Raw genomic sequence first — 19,283 nt, 5'->3', positions numbered from 1 at the left:
CATTGATGCGCGAAGGGCCCTGCGGGGCCCTTTTTCGTTTCCGGGGCAGAGCGGCCTTATGGGGTGGCGCGGGTTCGACGCGGGAACTCGGGAAGACAGGTTACCGGCAATGGCAGACAGGCAGGGCAGGGCGATGGCACCTCAGGGCGACCGGGTACTGGTGACGGGAGCGGCGGGCTTCATCGCAAGGCACGTCGTACGCGCGCTTCTGGAGGCCGGCTACGCCGTTCGCGGTACCGTGAGGTCGAAGGATGTCATGGAGCGCGTGTCGGCTGCTATTGAAGGGCAGGGTACCTCGTGCGAACGGCTCGACTTCGTCCTTGCCGATCTCACGGAAGATGGGGGCTGGGAAACGGCGGTCTCGGGATGTCGCTTCGTCGTCCACACCGCTTCGCCTTTTCCGGCTTCCGTGCCGAAAGACAGGTTTGCGCTGGTCGCCGTGGCGCGCGGCGGCACCGCGCGGGTCATCGGTGCCGCGATGCGGGCGGGGGTCGAACGGGTGGTGATGACCTCGTCCGTCGCGGCGATCTATTACGGTCACAGCCCGGATCCGAGCCGGGTTTTTTCGGCCGCTGACCATTCCAATGTTCATGCCGCCGCGATTTCGGCTTACGCGGTGTCGAAGACGATGGCGGAGGCCGCCGCGTGGGAGATGCTGGAGGGATCCGCGACGGAACTGGTGTCGATCAATCCGGCGCTGGTGCTCGGACCGATTCTTGGCCGCTCGGTGGGCACCTCGGCCCGGCTCGTGCAGATGATGATGTCAGGACGCCTGCCTCTCGTACCCGACGTCTCTTTCGGGCTCGTCGATGTCCGCGACGTCGCCGACGCCCATGTGCGGGCCCTCGCGGTGCCGGCAGCGGCGGGGCAACGCTTCATCCTGTCGGCCGGATCGCGATCCCTGCGCGAGATCGCGGCCGTGATCGCGTCGGCGCAGCCGGCCTATCGCTGGAAGCTTCCGAGAGCGACACTGCCGGACTGGGTGGTGCGGGCGGCGGCGCTGGCTGTGCCGGCGGCGGCCCAGCTCTTGCCGGAACTCGGACCGCCGAAGCTTCTGGATGCACGTCCGGCGCAAGAAATCCTGGATGTTGCATTTCGGTCGCCCGAGGCAGCCATCGCTGCCATGGCCGCGAGCCTGATCGCCCACGGGGCCGCCTGAGAGTTGGATTCCGCTTGCGTTGCCAACGTGTTGTTCTGTCAATCTGATTGATCTGCCGGCAAGTGTTGCGGCTTTGCGATAGGTGGGAGGGTCCGCCCCGTGCGATAGGCTCGCCCGCGGAGATCGGTGCCAGATTTTCCAGCGGCAACGCAACTTTGTCGGCGTCACGTCATTTCTATGGCGACAAGGGACTGTTGCCGCATGTGTGGCGGGATTTACGCGGATTAAATGATTCAAATGAATGATAACACGATCGAAATTGGAACGAGTATCCCCTCCATGCGCCGCACTCTCCTTACTCTCCTCGGCGCTGTCGCCGCCTTCGGCGTCCTGACAGCGAGCTATGCCACGGCAGATCTGCCGGCGGAGAGCGCCATAAACGGTTCGGCGCCGCAGGTGATGGTCGGTCGCTGAGCGACGCCACGCCTGACATCGCAAGAATTTAGAGAGGGGGGTCGCGTTGCGGCCCCTTTTTCGTTGCAATCAGCCGGCGACATCGGGCGCCTGAGGCGCTAGGCCTGGCGAAGGTCAACCAGCCTGGCAATTGCATGGGAACCCTCTGCGTGAAGAACAAAAAATACCTTCTCGTCGCCACCGTCCTCCTGACCGCTCATCCCGCCATGGCGGCCGATGGATGGCTCTCCGGACTGTTCGGCAACAAGGAGGAGCGCCAGGCAGCATCCGACACGCCGCCGGCCGCTCCCGTGCCGATCGAGCCAGCGGCCCCCGCATCGACAGTGACCGGTCGTCAGGTTCCGGCGGACGCCACCGAGATCAAGCTGTCCTTCGCGCCGCTGGTCAAGAAGAGCGCGTCGGCGGTGGTGAACGTCTATGCGGCGCGAGCCATGCCGCAGCGCTCGCCCTTTGCCGGCGATCCATTTTTCGAGCAGTTCTTCGGCCGTCGCCTGCAGCAGCAGCGGCCCCGCATGCAGGCCTCGCTTGGCTCCGGCGTGATCGTCGACCAGAGCGGCCTCATCGTCACGAACAACCACGTCATCCGCGACGCCGACGAGGTGAAGGTGGCGCTCAGTGACGGCCGCGAATTCACGTCGAAGGTTCTGCTGAAGGACGAGCGGGGAGATCTCGCCGTCCTCAAGATCGAGGGTGATCAGCCGTTCCCCTCGATCGGCCTTGCCGATTCGGACGCGCTCGAGATCGGGGATCTGGTGCTCGCGATCGGCAACCCCTTCGGCATCGGCCAGACCGTGACGAACGGCATCGTCTCAGCGCTTGCCCGCACCCATATCGGCGTCAACGATGCCGGCTACTTCATTCAGACGGATGCGGCGATCAATCCGGGCAACTCCGGCGGCGCGCTGATCGACATGCGGGGCGACCTCATCGGCGTGAACACGGCGATCTTCTCGCGCTCGGGCGGCTCCAACGGCATCGGCTTCGCCATCCCCTCGAACATGGTCCGCGTCTTCGTCGAGGCGGCGAAGAAGGGCGGGCGCTTCGAGCGTCCCTATATCGGCGCGAGTTTCACCCCGGTGTCGCCCGATGTCGCCGCTGCCGTCGGTCTCGACCTGCCACGCGGGGCGCTCGTCCAGGATGTCGCGGCGAAGGGGCCGGCCAATGACGCCGGGCTGAAGCCGGGCGACGTGGTTCTGGCCATCGATGGCTTCGTCGTCGGCGATCCGGACGTTCTCGGCTACCGGCTGGCGACCTCGGGCATCGGCCGCAGCGTTTCGCTGGACGTTCTGTCTGCGGGGGAACGGGAGACGCTGACCCTGGCGCTTGCCGCGGCGCCCGAGGATCCGCCGCGCGATCTACGCCGGCTCGAAGGCGAGACGCCGTTCTCCGGCGCGACCATCGCCAATCTGTCGCCGCGTCTTGCCGACGAACTCGACCTTCCCGCGACGAAGATGGGCGTTGTCGTCACGGAGATCGATCCGCGGTCCTTTGCGGCGCGCTTCGGTCTTCGGCCGAAGGACATCATCGTCGGTCTCAACGGTGAGCCGGCGCGCTCGACGCAGGCCTTTGAGCGCATGGCCGATGCGACGCGGCGCGGCTGGCGCTACGAGATCGAGCGCGACGGCAAGCGCATGGTGCAGACGGTGCGCTGATGAGGATCTGTTCGTGAGCGACCTGTTCGGCGACGCGTCCGCGGCCTCCATGCCGACGGAGCCGCGCCGCGCTGTAGGCGACAGGGCCGCCGCCGAACCGCGCCGCCCGCTGGCCGACCGGCTCCGGCCGACGACGCTTGCCGAGGTCGTGGGGCAGGATCACCTGACGGGGCCCTCCGGCGTGCTGACGCGCATGCTGGGCGCGGAGACGCTGGGCTCGATGATTTTCTGGGGGCCGCCCGGTACCGGCAAGACGACGGTCGCGCGGCTTCTGGCGGGCCAGGTCGATTTCGCCTTCGAGCAGATCTCGGCGATCTTCTCGGGTGTCGCCGATCTCAAGAAGATGTTCGAATCGGCGCGGCTGCGGCGCAGCAACGGGCGACCGACGCTTCTCTTCGTCGACGAGATCCACCGCTTCAACCGCGCCCAGCAGGACAGTTTTCTTCCCGTGATGGAAGACGGCACGGTCGTCCTCGTCGGCGCGACGACGGAGAACCCGTCCTTCGAGCTCAACGCGGCTCTCCTGTCGCGGGCGCGGGTCCTGACCTTTCATCCGCATGACGCGGAAAGCCTGTCGCAGCTCCTCGGCCGGGCCGAGGCGGTCGAAGACAGGTCGTTGCCCCTCGACGATGAGGCGCGTGCCGTGCTCGTGCGCATGGCCGATGGCGACGGCCGAGCCATCCTGACGCTGGCCGAGGAGGTGTGGCGGGCCGCCAAGCCCGGCGAAATCTTCGACGCGACGGCTCTTCAGACGATCGTGCAGCGCCGCGCCCCGGTCTACGACAAGGGCCAGGACGGCCACTACAATCTGATCTCGGCGCTGCACAAATCTGTCCGCGGTTCCGATCCCGACGCCGCGCTCTACTATCTCTGCCGGATGTTCGATGCCGGCGAGGACCCGCTCTATCTCGGCCGCCGGCTGGTGCGCATGGCGTCCGAGGACATCGGCCTCGCCGATCCGCAGGCGCTCGTCATCGCCAATGCCGCCAAGGACGCCTTCGACTATCTCGGCTCGCCCGAGGGCGAACTGGCGCTTGCCGAAGCGACCGTCTATCTCGCCACCGCGCCGAAATCGAACGCCGTCTACACCGCCTACAAGGCGGCGATGCGGGCGGCCAAGGAGCACGGCTCGCTGGTGCCGCCCAAGCACATCCTCAACGCTCCGACCAAACTGATGAAGGGCGAGGGCTACGGCACGGGCTACCGCTACGACCACGATCAGCCCGACGCCTTTTCCGGCCAGAACTACTTTCCCGAGGCACTCGGCCGCCAGGGCTTCTACCAGCCGGTCGAACGCGGCTTCGAGGCGACGCTGAAGAAGCGCATGGATCACTGGGCGAGGCTGCGGGCGGAACGCGGCGAGGACTAAGGCGACAGCGCTGACGATCATCCACGGGCACCGGATCGAGGCTTTCAGGCGCATGGCGCATCGACGTTCAATCGGTCTGGTGCCGGCAGACGACCATGAAATTGCGGTCTTTCAGGAGGCCTGAAAAATCCTCGTTTGCGCAGCGACAGCGTCGAGGGCGCCCAGCCGTCGCCGTTGTCCACGAAAAAGCGCGGAAAAACCTGCACGCCCCAACTGGGTGGTCCCGGCTCGTCGGGATAGCCGGACCGGGAAATGAAGCCGTCGCTCGCCTCGACGGCGCGCAGGTTCGGATCGTTCCTGTCGTGGAAGCCGCGATTGACCGGATCGTCCGAGGGACGGCGAAACATGCCGAAATTGTACAGGGCCAGCCGATAGGCCATGAGCGCATGCGTCCCCGATGCCGCGAATGGCACAAGCAAAATCACGCGCGAGGCCTGGCTGCAAGGCCCGGGAGCCGATTCTGGAGCCTCGGCAATGAGCGTGTCATGACGCCGACACAGATGTTGAAGTCTTTACGGTCGGCGCCTTCGTCGCTAGGAACGGGCTCGCCCGGATCAGGCAGTCTGCGAATGCTCAAGCAAATCCTCCTCGTCGCCGCCGGCGGCGCCGCTGGCTCGGCCCTCCGTCATCTCGTCGTCGTCGGCTGCACGCGGCTCTTCGGGATGAGCTTTCCCTGGGGGACGATGACGGTGAATATCGCCGGCTCGTTTGCCATGGGCGTCCTGATCGAGGTCCTGGCGCGCCGCTTCGACATGTCGATGGAGCTGCGGCTCTTGCTGGCCACGGGATTTCTGGGTGGATTCACGACATTTTCCAGCTTCTCGCTCGATGCCGTCAGCCTCTTCGAGCGCGGATACGCGCTGCTGGCTCTGGCCTATGTCCTTGGCTCGGTGCTGACCGGCATTGCCGCCCTGGTTGGGGGCCTCTTTTTGATTCGCGCCCTAGCCTAAGGGAAAAGGGGGTGGCGCGGAACAGGCCGGTTCACCCTCTGGCGAGGCAGATCGACGTGCGACGTTACAACCCCCTTCCGAATGTGATACGAGCAGGCTTGGTACCGGTCCTGCTCTCTTCGCTTTTGTTGGGCGCCTTCGCCGTCACCGACAGATCGAAGTCTGTGCCCTGTCAAAGGGGAAGAAGACGGGCCGTTGCCGCACGGCGTCGAAGTCGCTCGGCTGACACTGTCGGCGGTGCTTCTGCGATGTGCCGGCAGTGTCCGATTCTTCCGGGCTTCAGTGCTTCCCCAGTGAAGAAGACTTGATGTTCGGCGTCGCCGACAGTCTCCCGGCAATGCCGGTCGGCCCCGTGCCGGCGGATCAACAAGGAGTTCGCCCTGATATGGCGATCATCGAACAGAAACGCGTCGAAGACGACGAGGCCGGCCTGCGCCTCGATCGCTGGTTCAAGATCCACTATCCCGGCCTCGGCTTTACGCATCTGCAGAAGCTGCTGCGTTCCGGGCAGATCCGCGTCGACGGTGGGCGGGTGAAGTCCGACACGCGCATCGCGCCGGGCCAGATGGTGCGCGTGCCGCCGATCGGCACGGACGCTGCCCGTGCCAAGGGCGCGCCGCTCACCACCAATCTGATGAAGGGCCGGCAGGATGGCGACGTCCTCTCGCAGATGCTGATCTACGAGGACGAGAAGGTTCTCGTCTTCAACAAGCCTGCGGGCCTTGCCGTCCAGGGCGGCTCGGGCGTCGCGCGGCATGTCGACGACATGCTGGAAGCCTGGCGCAACAAGCGCGGCGAAAAGCCCCGCCTCGTGCATCGGCTCGACCGCGATACATCAGGCGTTCTCGTCGTCGCCCGGACACGGGGCGCAGCGTCCTTCCTCACCAAGATGTTCCGCGAGCGCGACACCAAGAAGACCTACTGGGCGATCGTGAAGGGCGTGCCGAACCCGAAGGAGGGGCGGATCTCGACCTATCTGGTGAAGGAGGAGACGCAGGACGGCGACCGCATGCGCGTCGGCAAGCACGGTGAGGACGGCGCCGACCATGCGCTGACGCATTACCGGGTCGTCGACCAGGCGGCGCAGAACTTCTCCTGGATCGAGTTCGAGCCCTATACCGGCCGCACCCACCAGCTCCGCGTCCATGCGTTGCACATCGGCCATCCGATCATCGGCGATCCCAAATATTTCGATGCGGACATCAACTGGGACTTTCCCGGCGGTGTGCAGAAACGGCTCCATCTTCACGCGCGCCGCATCGCCATCCCGCATCCCGACGGCGGCGTGATCGAGCAGATGGCGCCGCTGCCGCCGCACATGGTCCAGACCTGGAACCTCTTCGGCTTCGACGAGTCCGAGACCGGAGACTGACCATGAAGCTCGTTCTCTTCGACTGCGACGGCACGCTCGCCGACAGTTTCGGGCTGATCTGCGAGGCCATGCGCCGGACCTTTGCCGCACACGATCTGCCGGTGCCTGAAGATGCTGCGACGCAGGCCATCATCGGCCTGTCGCTCGATACGGCGATCCTGCGGCTCTACCCGGAATGTGCGCCGAAGATGCTGCCGCTGCTGGTTGCGGCCTATCGGCTGAACTTTCGCGCCGCGCGAGAGGACGCAGCGTTTCGCGAGACGCTCTTCGACGGCATTCCGGCTCTGCTCGCCGATCTTGGCGCGCGGCAGGATGTTCGGCTCGGTCTCGTTACCGGCAAGACCCGCCGCGGTGTCGACGCGGTCGTCGAGGCGCATGGGCTGGACGGCGTGTTCTACGCCATCCGCACGGCCGACGACTGCCCGTCCAAGCCGCATCCGGCGATGGTGCTCGAATGCTGCAAGACGGTGGGCGTCGAGCCTGCCGACACGCTGGTCGTCGGCGACGCCGTCTTCGACATGCAGATGGCTCTGGCGGCCGCGGCCGCCGGGCTCGGCGTCGCCTGGGGAGCGAGCACGCCCCACGCTCTGTCCGAAGCCGGCGCCCTTGGAGTCGCTGCCGATGTCGGCGAAATGGGCCGTCTGATCGATTTCTGGATTTCCGGCGAGACCGTCTCTGGCCCCCGGTTCATCCCAGCCTGAGTTCCCTGCATTTTGACGAGATCCTCATGTCCTCCCTCAATCGCCCGGAACTGCCCAAGCGCTTCTATACCGCCGTCTCGGTCGTCACCGCCGAGGGCGGCGGTTTCTCCATCGAGCTGGATGGGCGGGGCCTGCGCACGCCGCTGCGGCGCAAGCTCGTCGTGCCGACGCGAGCGCTTGCCGCGCTCCTTGCGAGCGAATGGGAAGCGCAGAAGGAGCGGATCGATCCCGCGACCATGCCGCTGACCCGGCTCGCCAATACCGTGATCGACGGCATCGCCGACGATCCGGGCAGCGTGCGCGCCGATCTCGCCGGCTATATCGAGACCGACATGCTGTTCTACCGTGCCGGCTATCCCGAACGTTTGGTCGAGCGCCAGCGCGCGGCCTGGGATCCGATCATCGCCGAGGCCGAACGGCGCATCGGCAGCCGCTTCGTTCTGGCCGAGGGCGTCATGCACGCCGCCCAGCCGCCTGCGTCCATCGCAGCGTTTCGCCAGCGGATCGATGCCGTGGAGGATCCCTTCGCGGTTGCCGCGCTCCACCAGATGACGACGCTGACCGGCTCGGCGCTGCTGCCGCTGGGCATCGCGGAAGGCTGGCTCGATGCCGATTTGGCCTGGGAGGCGGCGCATGTCGACGAGGACTGGAACATCGGCCTCTGGGGCGGAGATGCGGAAGCCGAGGCGCGGCGTGCGGCACGGTATGCCGACATGCGCGCGGCGGTGATCCTGCTCCAGGCGCTCGCGCCGGAGAGCGGCGATGACGCGGCGGGACATTTCCCGCAAGAGGCTTCCTGATCCCTCAGCCTTCCGTCTGATTTCCGCGGTTCGGCGGCGCATGCTAGACCCGGCGGTAATGGGTGGGCATGCGGAGGCGCGGGCATGAAGGACGTCATCGTCGAACTGGAGCGTCGGCGCGAGCTCGCCCGCATGGGTGGCGGCACCGCCCGCATCGCCGTGCAGCACGCCAAGGGCAAGCTCACCGCGCGCGAGCGCCTCGCGGTGTTTCTCGACGAGGGATCGTTCGAGGAATTCGACATGTTCGTCCAGCATCGCTCCACCGATTTCGGCATGGAGGACCAGAAGGTCTTTGGCGACGGCGTCGTCACCGGATGGGGTACCGTGAACGGCCGAACCGTCTTCGTTTTCGCCAAGGATTTCACCGTGTTCGGCGGGTCTCTTTCCGAGGCACATGCGGAAAAGGTGCAGAAGGTCCAGGACATGGCGCTGCGCAACCGCGCGCCGATCATCGGCTTCTACGACGCCGGTGGCGCGCGCATCCAGGAGGGTGTCGCCGCGCTCGGCGGCTATGCCGAGATCTTCCAGCGCAACGTGCTGGCCTCGGGCGTCATCCCGCAGATCTCGGTGATCATGGGGCCTTGCGCCGGCGGCGACGTCTATTCCCCGGCGATGACCGACTTCATCTTCATGGTCCGCGACACGTCCTACATGTTCGTCACCGGGCCGGACGTCGTCAAGACCGTGACCAACGAGACGGTGACGGCCGAAGAGCTCGGCGGCGCCTCCGTTCACACGACGAGATCATCGATTGCCGACGGGGCGTATGACAACGACGTCGAGGCGCTGCTGGCCATGCGCCGTCTGGTCGACTTCCTCCCGGCATCCAACACCTCGCCAGTACCAGAAATCGAATTCTCTCAGTCCATCAACGATATGGACATGTCTCTTGATACGCTTGTTCCGGACAACGCGAACAAGCCCTATGATATGAAGGAACTCGTCCGCAAGACCGTCGACGAGGGCGATTTCTTCGAGATCCAGGCAGCTTTTGCCCGGAACATCATCACCGGCTTCGGCCGCATCGAGGGTCGCACGGTCGGTATCGTCGCCAATCAGCCGATGGTGCTCGCCGGCGTTCTCGACTCGGACGCCTCGCGCAAGGCGGCCCGCTTCGTGCGCTTCTGCGACTGCTTTTCGATCCCGGTCGTGACCTTCGTCGACGTGCCGGGGTTCTTGCCGGGAACCGCGCAGGAATACGGCGGCCTCATCAAGCACGGGGCGAAGCTGCTTTTTGCCTATGCCGAGGCGACGGTGCCGAAGGTGACCATCATCACCCGCAAGGCTTTTGGCGGCGCCTACGACGTGATGGCGTCGAAGCATCTGCGCGGCGACATCAACTATGCCTGGCCGTCCGCCCAGATCGCCGTGATGGGCGCGCGGGGCGCGGCCGAGATCATCCATCGCCGCGACGCGAAGGACCCGGACAAGATCGCCGCCCATGCCAAGGCCTACGAGACCCGCTTCCTCTCGCCCTTCGTCGCCGCGGAACGCGGCTATGTCGACGAGGTGATCATGCCGCATTCGACACGGCGGCGCGTTTCGCGGGCGCTCGCGATGCTGCGCAACAAGGATCTCGAAAATCCCTGGAAGAAACACGACAACATTCCGCTGTAGGAGCGGGGCGGTCGCTGTCCCAAGCGTGGCAGGTCAAGTTCCGGCCATCATGCCGTCAGCAGCGTGTCCTGGCGGACAGTGATGGGCTCGGCGATGGCGACGCGGTTCCGGCCGAGGCGCTTGGCGCTGTAGAGGGCCTCGTCGGCGCGCGCGATCAGCCCATCGGGCGAGCCCGTTCCCGCATCAAGGCTCGCGGCGCCGATGCTGACGGTCAGGATCTTCGGGTTGATGCCCGGATGGGGCAGAGCGCTCGCCTTCATGATTTCCAGAATGCGCTCGCCGACCCGGACCGCACCGTTGAGGTCGGTGCCCGGCAGGATGGCGCCAAACTCCTCGCCGCCATAGCGCGCGACGAAGTCGGTCGTCCGCAGCATGGAACCTGAGAGAAGAGAGGCGGTGCGCTTCAGGCACTCGTCACCGTTCTGGTGACCGAGGAGGTCGTTGTACTGCTTGAAGTGGTCGATATCGATCATGAGCAGGGACAGGGGCCGATCGTCGCGAATGGCGCGGCGCCATTCCTGCTCGAGGAACTGGTCGAAGTAGCGCCGATTCGGAATGCCGGTCAGCCCATCCTGGCTGGCCAGCGCCTCCAGTGCCATCTGGGCTTCCTTCTGAACGGTGATGTCGCGAAGGGTCTCGACGACGGCCAGGAGTTCCCCCGTCTCGCTGAAGATCGGCCCGGCGTCCAAGGCGAGGTAGCGTCGCGCGCCGTGGGCGTTCGGCGGCTCGCACCAGTTCTCTGCGGAAAGCCCGGTATCGCCGAAGGATTTGCTGCGATTGACGCTGTAAAGCGCATCGATCGTGTCGGACCGCTCGCGCAGCACCAGATCGGCGAGGCAGGGCCGTCGGGCCCGGTAGAAGCCGCGCCAGTGGTCCCGGGTTCCGACCACTTCGGACGCCGCCAGACCCGTCAGCCGCTCGCAGGCGAGGTTCCAGAGGATGCACACCCCCGATGCATCGAGAACGAAGGTCGGAACGACCAGATGCTCCATCAACTGGATCGCAAAGATCTGCGGAAGGTCGTTTTCCTTATCGGTGAGGGACCACCGTCTCGCGCCCATGGCAACTGTTTCCTTGCCTTATATTCAGCAAGGATGGTCCATCAAAACCGTTAACAATGGGTTCTGTGAGCCCTTACAATTTGCGGCACTTCGGTGTTTCAGGGCCGTCTTCCCGGAGAATCGCTAAGCGCTCCAGAGTTTTCGGATCGAAGGTCCACAGGATGGAAGAACTATATCCCGGCGAACCAGTCGTAGCCATTGTCCTCCCAGTATCCACCCTTGCCTTGGCCATGTCCGTCCAACGTGGCCGTCAGCTCGATCCCGGAAATGTATTTGGCCATCTTGTACCCGAGCTGGCGCTCCACCCGGACGCGGAGAGGCGCGCCGTTGGCGACGGGCAGAGTCTCGCCGTTCAGCCCGTAGGCGAGAATCGTCTGGGGATGGCGGGCATCGGCGAGATCGATCGACTCGTAGTAGGGAACTCCACCGGCAAAGCCGCTGCCATAGGTATCCATGCAGGTGAAGACCACGAAGCGCGCCTGGCTCTTCACCTGCGCGGCGTCGAGAATGCCCGCGAGCGGCGCGCCAGTCCATTGCGCAATGCAACTCCAGCCCTCGACGCAGTCGTGGCGCGTGATCTGGGTGCGCGACGGCATGTTGCGGATTTCGTCGAGCGACAGGCTGAGGTTCCTTTCGACCAGTCCGGTTACCGCCAGCCGATAGTTCGAAAAGTCGCTCGCGACATGCGCGAGATAGTTGGCGTCCTGCGGGTTGGTCGACCCGTTCGGCCGCTGCGGCTGGCGGATCTCGCTCTGGGAGAACTCCTGCGCCAGGCTGTTCGAGCCAAGCAGCAATCGCTGCACCCGGTAGGTGAGCGAGTTGGCGTATTCGAGCACGCTCCGTACGGTTCCGTCCCGCCGGCCGGCGGCGTCGAAGCAGCCGCTCAACGGCAGTGCCGCGGTCGCGACGGTGGCGCCGGTGAGGAAGCGGCGGCGGGTGATGTCGAGAGGGCGCATCATGTCGTCTCCGGTTCCGGGGCGGGGGCGGGGTCTGGTTCAAGGCCGGGATCGGTGCGGTACCAGCCGGTGACGATCGAGCGGATCTCGTTCAGCGGCCCTGCCGCCAGCACCATGACGATGTGGACGAAGACGAAGGCAACGAGCGCCAGCATGGTCAGGAAGTGGATCGTGCGGGCCGTCTGGCGGCCGCCGAAGAGGTCGACCATCCATGGCATCATCGCATTCACCCCTGGCGACATGCACAGGCCGGTGACGATGATCAGCGGCAGCGCGATGAACAGTACCGAGGCGTAGGACAGCTTCTGCAGCACGTTGTAGTCGCGGCCGTGCGAAAAGCGCAGCCGCGCGTGGGCAGCGATATCAGGCCCGATACGGCGGATGTCCGAGGGCTTCGGCAGGATGTCCCGACGCAGATGACCGTTGACGAGGCTGGAGATCAGCCAGCCGAGCAGGGTTGCCACCAGAAGCCAGGCGAAGAAGAAGTGCACGACGCGTCCGGAGCCGAGATCGCGGTAGGAGGGGATGGTCAGCCAGCCGGGAAAGCTCTTGCCCTGCAGGTTGCCATTCACCCAGATCGCGCCGAGCCATCCGGTGGTGTCGAAGCGGTAGCCGAAGATTTCCGTAAAGCCGCGCATCGCGGAGCCTTCGAAGGCAGCGCCGATCGTGAAGAAGGAATTGTCGAAGGCAAAGCCGGACTGCTTGCCGATATAGAGATCCGGACGCGCCATGAAGATCTGCAGGCCGGACAGGAGCAGGAAGAAAAGGCAGATCACCCACAGCCAGTGCGTGATGCGCGTGGCGAGCTTCTGCCGGTAGATCAGCGGACCCTTGTTGGTTTTAACGCCGGCCATCGGTCTTCGTCTCCCCCTCTGAAACCGCCGTCCCGACTGCTCTGTGAACGCAGCGGAAGGTGCTGATCATTGGCGCGTCGGGCGAGAGCGGGTCAAGCCGTATCGCGAGCGAAGGCCGCTGAAAGCTCTGACGTTTTTGTGCGGGAATGCCATGTAACCTTTGCGGTCCCAGGCATCATGGCCGGTCTTCCGGGCAGGCTCCACCGAACTGGCCGGCTGCCGGTCGCAGCGTTGCGACGATGTCAGGCGCGTGGCCGGTCTATCGCAGCGACCGCAGGATGCGCTCCAGGCTCTGCCGGAATCTCGAGCGGTCGGCGGCGGCAAAACTCTTGTTGTAGCCCTTGCTCTCGCCGGTCTCGCGCAGGTGCTGCTGAAAGGCGCGCATCGACAGCGCCGTGCCGATCGATTCCGGTGTGAAGTCGCGGCCGTTCGAGTTGACGACTTTCGCGCCCTTGTCGAGCGCCCGTGCGGCAAGCGGGATGTCCGAGGTCACCACGATGTCGCCGGCGAGCAGCGCCTCGACGATCCAGTCGTCGGCCGCGTCCGCGCCATCGGCGACGGTCACCATGCGTGCACCGGGATAGCGCGAGGGCCGCATGCCGCCGTTCGACACGAAGACGCAAGCCACCTGGTGCCGATCGGCGATTTCGAGAGCCTCGTCCTTCACCGGGCAGGCGTCGGCGTCGATGTACAGCGTCGTCACGGCGTTCTCCTGAAGTTCGCAGCACTCATAGCGGCGGATGGGCCGATCTGCCATGGTTCGCGCATGCCGGACACGACCGCTTCCCTTCATGCCCGTGACGATATCCCGCGCGGCATCATGCTGATGATCCTCGGGGCGCTGCTCGTTCCCGGGCTCGATGCCGCCGCCAAGATGCTCGGCGAGCGACACGCGATGCCGGCCGGCGAGATCGCGCTTCTGCGTTTCGTCCTCCAAAGCCTGATGGTTTTCCCTTTCTTGATCGGGCGAGAGGGCTGGCAGAGCCTCCGGATTCAGAATGTCGGCCTCAACCTCTTTCGCGGCGTTGCCCTCGGCGTCGCAAGTTTCCTGTTCTTCCTGGCGCTGAAGAACATGCCGCTGGCCGATGCAACGGCGATCTTCTTCGTCGAGCCGATGATCGTGACGCTGCTTTCCGCGGTCCTGCTGAAGGAGACGGTGGGCTGGCGACGACTGACGGCGGTGTTCGTCGGCTTTCTCGGCGCCGTCATCGTCATCCGGCCGAATTTCGTCGCGCTCGGGCTGGTGGCGACGCTGCCGCTGATGACGGCGGCCCTGGTCGCGCTCTACCTCGTCCTGTCGCGCCATCTTTCCGGCAGGACGTCGCCGCTCGCGATGCACTTCTATGCCGGGATCGGCGGATCGGTGTCGATGCTGGTGATCTGCCTCGTCGGTACCCAGGCCGGCATTGCGGAACTCGGCCTCGAAGTGCCGCGGGGCGCCGCAGTCTGGGGCCTACTCCTGACGACCGGCCTGTTCGCCACGGTTGCCCATCTTCTCTTCATCCAGGCCTACCGACTGGCGCCCGCGTCGCTGCTCGCGCCCTTCGGCTATTTCGAGATTGTCTCAGCGACGATCCTCGGCTTCCTCCTCTTCGGCGACATGCCGGATGCCGGCAAAGGGATCGGCATCGCCATCATCGTCGCTTCGGGCGTCTACATCGCCTGGCGAGAGAACCGGCTGGCAGCGCGTCGATCGTCCCTGTCGCCGGAGCGGGGTTGATGGCCGTCTCGATACAATGATTGCAGACGCTTATATGCGAAAGATGACGTTCCAGATGAGCTGTCGTCATGACGAAATGTGGGTCGGTCGGCGTGACAGCGCGCGACCATCGGCAGCGTTGCCGAGGGAGCCCGTCTTTCGTCGCGCTTGCGGGACGGTTCGACCCGCGCCAAGACAGGAACCAAAGAAGCGCCGGGGGGACGCCAGATGTTTCAGAAGATCCTGATCGCCAATCGCGGCGAGATTGCCTGCCGCGTCATCAGGACGGCGCGTCGGATGGGGATCGCGACGGTCGCGGTGTATTCCGAGGCGGACCGGGGTGCCGTGCATGTCGAGATGGCGGACGAGGCCGTGGCGATCGGGCCTTCGGCCGCTTCCGAAAGCTATCTCGTCCCGGAGAAAATCCTGGAGGCCTGCCGGCAGACGGGAGCGGAGGCCGTGCATCCCGGCTACGGCTTCCTGTCCGAGCGCGCCAGCTTCTGCGAGATGCTGGAAGCCGAGGGCATCGTCTTCATCGGTCCGAAGCCGCGCGCGATCCGGGCGATGGGCGACAAGATCGAATCCAAGCTCTTCGCCAAGGCCGCCGGCGTCAGCATCGTCCCGGGCCATCTCGGCATCATCGCTGACGCCGACGAGGCGGTACGGATCGCCGCCGGCATCGGCTATCCCGTGATGATCAAGGCGTCTGCCGGCGGCGGCGGCAAGGGCATGCGCATCGCCCATAGCGAGGCCGAATGCCGGGACGGCTTCGAGCGCGCCCGGTCCGAGGCGAAATCCTCCTTCGGCGACGACCGCTTGTTTGTCGAGAAATTCATCGTCGATCCCCGCCATATCGAGATCCAGGTCCTCGCCGACGCCCACGGCAACGCCATCCATCTCGGCGAGCGCGAATGCTCGATCCAGCGGCGTAACCAGAAGGTCGTGGAGGAGGCGCCATCGCCCTTTCTCGACGCCGAGACCCGTGCTGCGATGGGTGCGCAGGCGGTCGCCCTGGCCAGGGCGGTGGACTACCAGAGCGCCGGCACCGTCGAGTTCATCGTCGACGCGGCGCGCAATTTCTACTTCCTCGAAATGAACACGCGGCTGCAGGTCGAGCATCCCGTCACCGAACTGGTCACCGGCGTCGACCTCGTCGAGCAGATGCTGCGCATCGCTGCCGGCGAGACTCTCGACATCGCGCAGGCCGACGTCACCCTCGACGGCTGGGCGGTGGAAAGCCGCATCTATGCGGAGGATCCGTTCCGCTCCTTCCTGCCGTCGATCGGCCGGCTCACGCGCTACCGTCCGCCGGCGGAAGGACACCTCGGCAGTGCCACGGTGCGCAACGACACCGGCGTGACCGAGGGATCGGAAATCTCGATGTTCTACGATCCGATGATCGCGAAACTCTGTACCCATGCGGCGACGCGCGCCGAGGCGATCTCGGCGATGAGCGCGGCACTGTCGCGATTCGAGATCGACGGCATCGAGCACAACATTCCGTTCCTTGCCGCCCTGATGCGCCATCCGCGCTGGCAGGAGGGACGCCTGTCCACCGCCTTCATTGCCGAGGAGTTTCCGGACGGCTTCGAGCGGCCGACGGCGAGTGAGGCTCTGCAGCAGCGGGCCGCGCTGATCGCCACGATCGTCGAGATCGCCCGCCACCGGAGGCTCGACCGCCATATCGACCGGCTCCGCCCGCACGGCGGCAACATCGCCGGCGCCTGGGAAGCGAAGATCGACGGCGCCTACATTCCCGTCGCGGTCGCAAGCTTCGATGCGGGAAGCGGCAGGCTGACGCTCGAAGTCGGCGGGCAGGCTGCCGTCGTCGCGAGCGGCTACCGCGCGGGCGAGGCGAGTTTTTCCGGGACGATCGACGGCGAGGACGTCTTCGTGCAGCTGCGCCAGCGTCCGTCCGGCTTCGCGCTGTTTCTGGATGGCCTTTGGTTCGAGGCACGGGTGATGTCGCCGGCCATCGCCGCGCTCGACCGACTGATGATCGAGCGCGTTCCTCCCGACACCTCCCGTCTGTTGCTCTGCCCCATGCCCGGCCTTGTCGTCTCGATCGCGGTCGTCGTCGGACAGGCGGTGAAGGCCGGCGAGACACTGGCCGTGGTCGAGGCGATGAAAATGGAGAACGTGCTCAGGGCCGAGCGCGACCTCGTCGTCGAACGGATCGACGCCGTTCCGGGCGACAGTCTGGCAGTCGATGCGGTGATCATGGCGTTCGAATAGTCGACTTGCGCCGTTCCGCCGGAGGAACTGCGACAGGCGACGCGGCCAATCGGGGGACGGGATGACGAAGGCTGTCAGAGTGATGATTTCCGGGCGCGTCCAGGGCGTCGGCTATCGCGCCTGGTGCCAGACCGAGGCGATGAGCCTCGGCCTTGCCGGCTGGGTGCGCAACCGCCGAGACGGCGGCGTCGAGGCTGTCTTCAGCGGCGCGCCGGATGAGGTCGACGAAATGCTTCGGCGCGTCTGGCGCGGCCCTCCTGGGGCGCGGATCGCATCCCTCGACGTGACGGACGCCGACGCTGGCGCCGACGCCGAATTTCACGTGCTGCCGACGGCGTGATACGGCGCCGCGGCTCAGCGGTCCTCGTCGATCTCCGACGAAGGGCGAGTCGGGCCAAAAACCCGCTCGAACTGCCGGCGCAGGGCCCCGTCGACTTCCGCCATCGAGACGGGCAAGCCGAGGTCGACGAGGCTGGTGACGCCGTGATCGCTGACGCCGCAGGGGACGATCCCCGAAAAATGCCCGAGATCGGGATCGACGTTGAGGCTGATGCCGTGGAACGTCACCCATTTGCGCAGGCGGATGCCGATCGCGGCGATCTTGTCCTCGGCCATCGACCCGTCGGGCGCGCAAGGCCTTTCGGGCCGGCGCACCCAGACGCCGACGCGGTCCTCCCGCCGTTCGCCGCGCACCTGGAAATCGCCGAGCGTCGCGATGATCCAGTGCTCCAGCGCCGAGACGAAGGCCCGCACGTCGGGCCGTCGCCGCTTCAGGTCGAGCATGACATAGGCGACCCGCTGGCCGGGCCCGTGATAGGTGTATTCGCCGCCGCGCCCGCTGGCGTGGACGGGAAACCGATCGGGATCGACGAGGTCGGCGGCATCGGCGCGCGTGCCCGCGGTGTAGAGCGCGGGATGCTCGAGCAGGAGAATCGTCTCGGGCGCGATCCCCTCCGCGATTCCCGCGACGCGCTCGTCCATAAAGGCCACGGCGTCCGCATAGGGGGTCAGGCCGGGCCAGATCGTCCATTCCACCGCCGGCGACCCGGTGGAGGCCAGGAATCGCTCCTGCGACACGGCAAGGCGCGGCGAGACAGGAGTTTCGGCAGGCTCGGGCAGGGGAGACATCATCTCTCCGATGTAGCAATCCCCGGTCCCCGGTGCCAGCGCTTCGAGCCTCGTGACGATTTTCCGCCCCGTTTCGCCAAATCGCTTGTGCCGGCCGGGATCGTTTGTTACATGCCCGCAGCCGGTCTTCAGGGATCGGTGAACACGGCGTGCGGTCGTGGCGGAATTGGTAGACGCGCAGCGTTGAGGTCGCTGTGGGGCAACCCGTGGAAGTTCGAGTCTTCTCGACCGCACCAGTTTTCAGCCTTGCTGGAAACTGCCGTTATCCCGGCGCTACCGGCCGGGACCACCATCAGCGGAATGACATCTTCGGCGTCATGGCGGCGTTGCCGGTCTTCGTGCTTGCGATGCACCGGCGTATCGGCTTGAGCCACGGTGGATCAAGGGCTTCGGAACCAGAGCCCGCCCCTGCGATTAAGCCCGCAAGACAAATCCGGAGAGTCGAGATGAAATTGGCAGCAAGCGCGCTGGCTCTGTTGGCCCTTGGGGGCTGCGTTGCCCCGTCCGGCGATACCCCGCGCGTTCCCCACACACCCTTCGCTGGCGCCAGCATTTCGGCGAATCGGGAGACGCCGGGCTCGGAGGAATTTTGCCGGCAGTTCGCCCTCCAGTCCGCTGCGGATCGCTTCGAGCAGCATCGAGATTCGCACAGCGGGTCCGGCTTCGCTCGGGCCCTCGGCGAAGCCGAAGGGGAGCGCGCTTTCATCCGGTGCCGCACCGGGAATACCGGTGGCGCGCCGGGAACGCTGGGGTCGCTCATTCGCTGACAGGCATCCGGGCTTGAGAGCGCCTGCGTCCGATCGGTTCGGGTGGGCACAGGGCCTGATGCAGACCCCCCGAACGAAAACAGGCCCGACGGAAAAGTCCGGGCCTGTTCGTTTCTGCCGGTGATTGTGTCGGGTCTATTCTTCTTCGATCTTGTAGTTCGAATTGGCGCAGAGGTCGTATTCGCGGTCCTCGGTGTCGGTGCCGTCCGCGAAGACCGTCTTCACGTCGAAGATGCAGGTGTCCGTGTCGGTGATCTGGGCCGGGGCGCTGCCACCGGCCGGGATCGCCTCGACGACGAGGTTCTCGCCCCACTCGTCGTCGCCAGGGAGCGACAGATAGAATTCGGTGACGGCCGAACTCGTGGCGTTCGACAATTTGAAGGCGACGTCCTTGGCCAGGGCCGAAGACGCGAGAAGGGCGAGCGGGATGGCGAGAGCGATGACGCGGTTCATGGAGTGAGATCCAGGGCTGTGGCGATAGGTCGGAAGCCCGATCCGACGGACCTGACTACTCTGGAACTGGGATTCCGTCATCAGGCCGTTACGGCC

General features: G+C 65.7%; 19 protein-coding genes and 1 tRNA gene. 13 read left to right on the top strand and 7 right to left on the bottom strand.

The features are described 5' to 3' along the window. Nucleotides 1-58: 58 nt before the first annotated feature. The 4 genes from Sa4125_RS11565 to Sa4125_RS11555 all read left to right on the top strand — a co-directional run bounded on the left by Sa4125_RS11565 (nucleotide 59) and on the right by Sa4125_RS11555 (nucleotide 4,594). Nucleotides 59-1,159, top strand: coding sequence for an NAD-dependent epimerase/dehydratase family protein (locus Sa4125_RS11565; protein ID WP_223998233.1), 1,101 nt, complete (start codon nucleotides 59-61; stop codon nucleotides 1,157-1,159). 279 nt (nucleotides 1,160-1,438) lie between these two features. Then, nucleotides 1,439-1,573, top strand: coding sequence for a hypothetical protein (locus tag Sa4125_RS24200; protein WP_267461327.1), 135 nt, complete (start codon nucleotides 1,439-1,441; stop codon nucleotides 1,571-1,573). A 149-nt stretch (nucleotides 1,574-1,722) separates the two neighbouring features. Continuing rightward, nucleotides 1,723-3,225 (top strand): DegQ family serine endoprotease, encoded by a 1,503-nt coding sequence (locus tag Sa4125_RS11560; RefSeq protein ID WP_223998232.1) that lies wholly within the window; start codon nucleotides 1,723-1,725, stop codon nucleotides 3,223-3,225. 49 nt (nucleotides 3,226-3,274) lie between these two features. Then, complete coding sequence (locus tag Sa4125_RS11555) at nucleotides 3,275-4,594, top strand: replication-associated recombination protein A (RefSeq protein ID WP_224007766.1); 1,320 nt, start codon at nucleotides 3,275-3,277, stop codon at nucleotides 4,592-4,594. A gap of 44 nt (nucleotides 4,595-4,638) precedes the next feature. Here the strand turns inward: Sa4125_RS11555 and Sa4125_RS11550 are convergent, their stop codons facing one another. Continuing rightward, nucleotides 4,639-4,974, bottom strand: a complete 336-nt coding sequence (locus Sa4125_RS11550; RefSeq protein WP_223998231.1) for a DUF3291 domain-containing protein — start codon at nucleotides 4,972-4,974, stop codon at nucleotides 4,639-4,641. A gap of 189 nt (nucleotides 4,975-5,163) precedes the next feature. Between Sa4125_RS11550 and crcB the strand changes: the two genes are divergently transcribed. The 5 genes from crcB (at nucleotide 5,164) to Sa4125_RS11525 (ending at nucleotide 10,034) form a co-directional block, all read left to right on the top strand. Further along, the gene (gene crcB / locus Sa4125_RS11545; RefSeq protein WP_223998230.1) at nucleotides 5,164-5,544 is read left to right on the top strand and encodes a fluoride efflux transporter CrcB; all 381 of its coding nucleotides are present in this window, start codon (nucleotides 5,164-5,166) and stop codon (nucleotides 5,542-5,544) included. Nucleotides 5,545-5,929: 385 nt separating this feature from the next. Further along, the gene (locus tag Sa4125_RS11540) at nucleotides 5,930-6,916 is read left to right on the top strand and encodes an RluA family pseudouridine synthase (RefSeq protein ID WP_223998229.1); all 987 of its coding nucleotides are present in this window, start codon (nucleotides 5,930-5,932) and stop codon (nucleotides 6,914-6,916) included. A 2-nt stretch (nucleotides 6,917-6,918) separates the two neighbouring features. Beyond that, nucleotides 6,919-7,617 (top strand): HAD-IA family hydrolase, encoded by a 699-nt coding sequence (locus tag Sa4125_RS11535; protein WP_223998228.1) that lies wholly within the window; start codon nucleotides 6,919-6,921, stop codon nucleotides 7,615-7,617. A 26-nt stretch (nucleotides 7,618-7,643) separates the two neighbouring features. Continuing rightward, on the top strand, nucleotides 7,644-8,417 hold the full coding sequence (locus Sa4125_RS11530) for an ATP12 family protein (protein ID WP_223998227.1): 774 nt from the start codon (nucleotides 7,644-7,646) through the stop codon (nucleotides 8,415-8,417). 84 nt (nucleotides 8,418-8,501) lie between these two features. Beyond that, on the top strand, nucleotides 8,502-10,034 hold the full coding sequence (locus tag Sa4125_RS11525; protein WP_223998226.1) for an acyl-CoA carboxylase subunit beta: 1,533 nt from the start codon (nucleotides 8,502-8,504) through the stop codon (nucleotides 10,032-10,034). A gap of 47 nt (nucleotides 10,035-10,081) precedes the next feature. Here the strand turns inward: Sa4125_RS11525 and Sa4125_RS11520 are convergent, their stop codons facing one another. The 4 genes from Sa4125_RS11520 to Sa4125_RS11505 form a co-directional block, all read right to left on the bottom strand. Continuing rightward, nucleotides 10,082-11,095, bottom strand: a complete 1,014-nt coding sequence (locus Sa4125_RS11520; RefSeq protein WP_223998225.1) for a diguanylate cyclase — start codon at nucleotides 11,093-11,095, stop codon at nucleotides 10,082-10,084. Nucleotides 11,096-11,265: 170 nt separating this feature from the next. Then, complete coding sequence (locus Sa4125_RS11515; protein ID WP_224007764.1) at nucleotides 11,266-12,051, bottom strand: molybdopterin-binding protein; 786 nt, start codon at nucleotides 12,049-12,051, stop codon at nucleotides 11,266-11,268. Continuing rightward, nucleotides 12,051-12,905: a cytochrome b/b6 domain-containing protein gene (locus tag Sa4125_RS11510; protein WP_223998224.1), complete on the bottom strand. Its 855-nt coding sequence runs from the start codon at nucleotides 12,903-12,905 to the stop codon at nucleotides 12,051-12,053. The genes Sa4125_RS11515 and Sa4125_RS11510 overlap by 1 nt, the downstream gene beginning before the upstream one ends. A 259-nt stretch (nucleotides 12,906-13,164) precedes the next feature. Then, nucleotides 13,165-13,608, bottom strand: a complete 444-nt coding sequence (locus tag Sa4125_RS11505) for a YaiI/YqxD family protein (RefSeq protein ID WP_223998223.1) — start codon at nucleotides 13,606-13,608, stop codon at nucleotides 13,165-13,167. Between the two features lie 63 nt (nucleotides 13,609-13,671). Between Sa4125_RS11505 and Sa4125_RS11500 the strand changes: the two genes are divergently transcribed. The 3 genes from Sa4125_RS11500 (at nucleotide 13,672) to Sa4125_RS11490 (ending at nucleotide 17,179) form a co-directional block, all read left to right on the top strand. Continuing rightward, on the top strand, nucleotides 13,672-14,625 hold the full coding sequence (locus Sa4125_RS11500; RefSeq protein ID WP_223998222.1) for a DMT family transporter: 954 nt from the start codon (nucleotides 13,672-13,674) through the stop codon (nucleotides 14,623-14,625). Between the two features lie 207 nt (nucleotides 14,626-14,832). Then, entirely contained in the window at nucleotides 14,833-16,839 is a 2,007-nt protein-coding gene (locus Sa4125_RS11495; RefSeq protein WP_223998221.1) for an acetyl/propionyl/methylcrotonyl-CoA carboxylase subunit alpha, read from the top strand. A gap of 61 nt (nucleotides 16,840-16,900) precedes the next feature. Then, nucleotides 16,901-17,179, top strand: a complete 279-nt coding sequence (locus tag Sa4125_RS11490) for an acylphosphatase (RefSeq protein ID WP_223998220.1) — start codon at nucleotides 16,901-16,903, stop codon at nucleotides 17,177-17,179. 14 nt (nucleotides 17,180-17,193) lie between these two features. On the opposite strand, the gene lipB is transcribed toward Sa4125_RS11490, so the two are convergent. Beyond that, nucleotides 17,194-17,967 (bottom strand): lipoyl(octanoyl) transferase LipB, encoded by a 774-nt coding sequence (gene lipB, locus Sa4125_RS11485; RefSeq protein ID WP_224007384.1) that lies wholly within the window; start codon nucleotides 17,965-17,967, stop codon nucleotides 17,194-17,196. Between the two features lie 151 nt (nucleotides 17,968-18,118). On the opposite strand from lipB, the gene Sa4125_RS11480 reads away from it, so the two are divergent. Further along, nucleotides 18,119-18,203, top strand: a tRNA-Leu gene (locus tag Sa4125_RS11480). A gap of 666 nt (nucleotides 18,204-18,869) precedes the next feature. Here the strand turns inward: Sa4125_RS11480 and Sa4125_RS11475 are convergent. Further along, nucleotides 18,870-19,187, bottom strand: coding sequence for a hypothetical protein (locus Sa4125_RS11475; protein WP_224007382.1), 318 nt, complete (start codon nucleotides 19,185-19,187; stop codon nucleotides 18,870-18,872). Nucleotides 19,188-19,283: the final 96 nt, after the last annotated feature.

This window comes from Aureimonas sp. SA4125 (assembly GCF_019973775.1).
Classification (GTDB): Bacteria; Pseudomonadota; Alphaproteobacteria; order Rhizobiales; family Rhizobiaceae; genus Plantimonas.
This window is presented reverse-complemented; position numbering and strand designations above follow the sequence as displayed.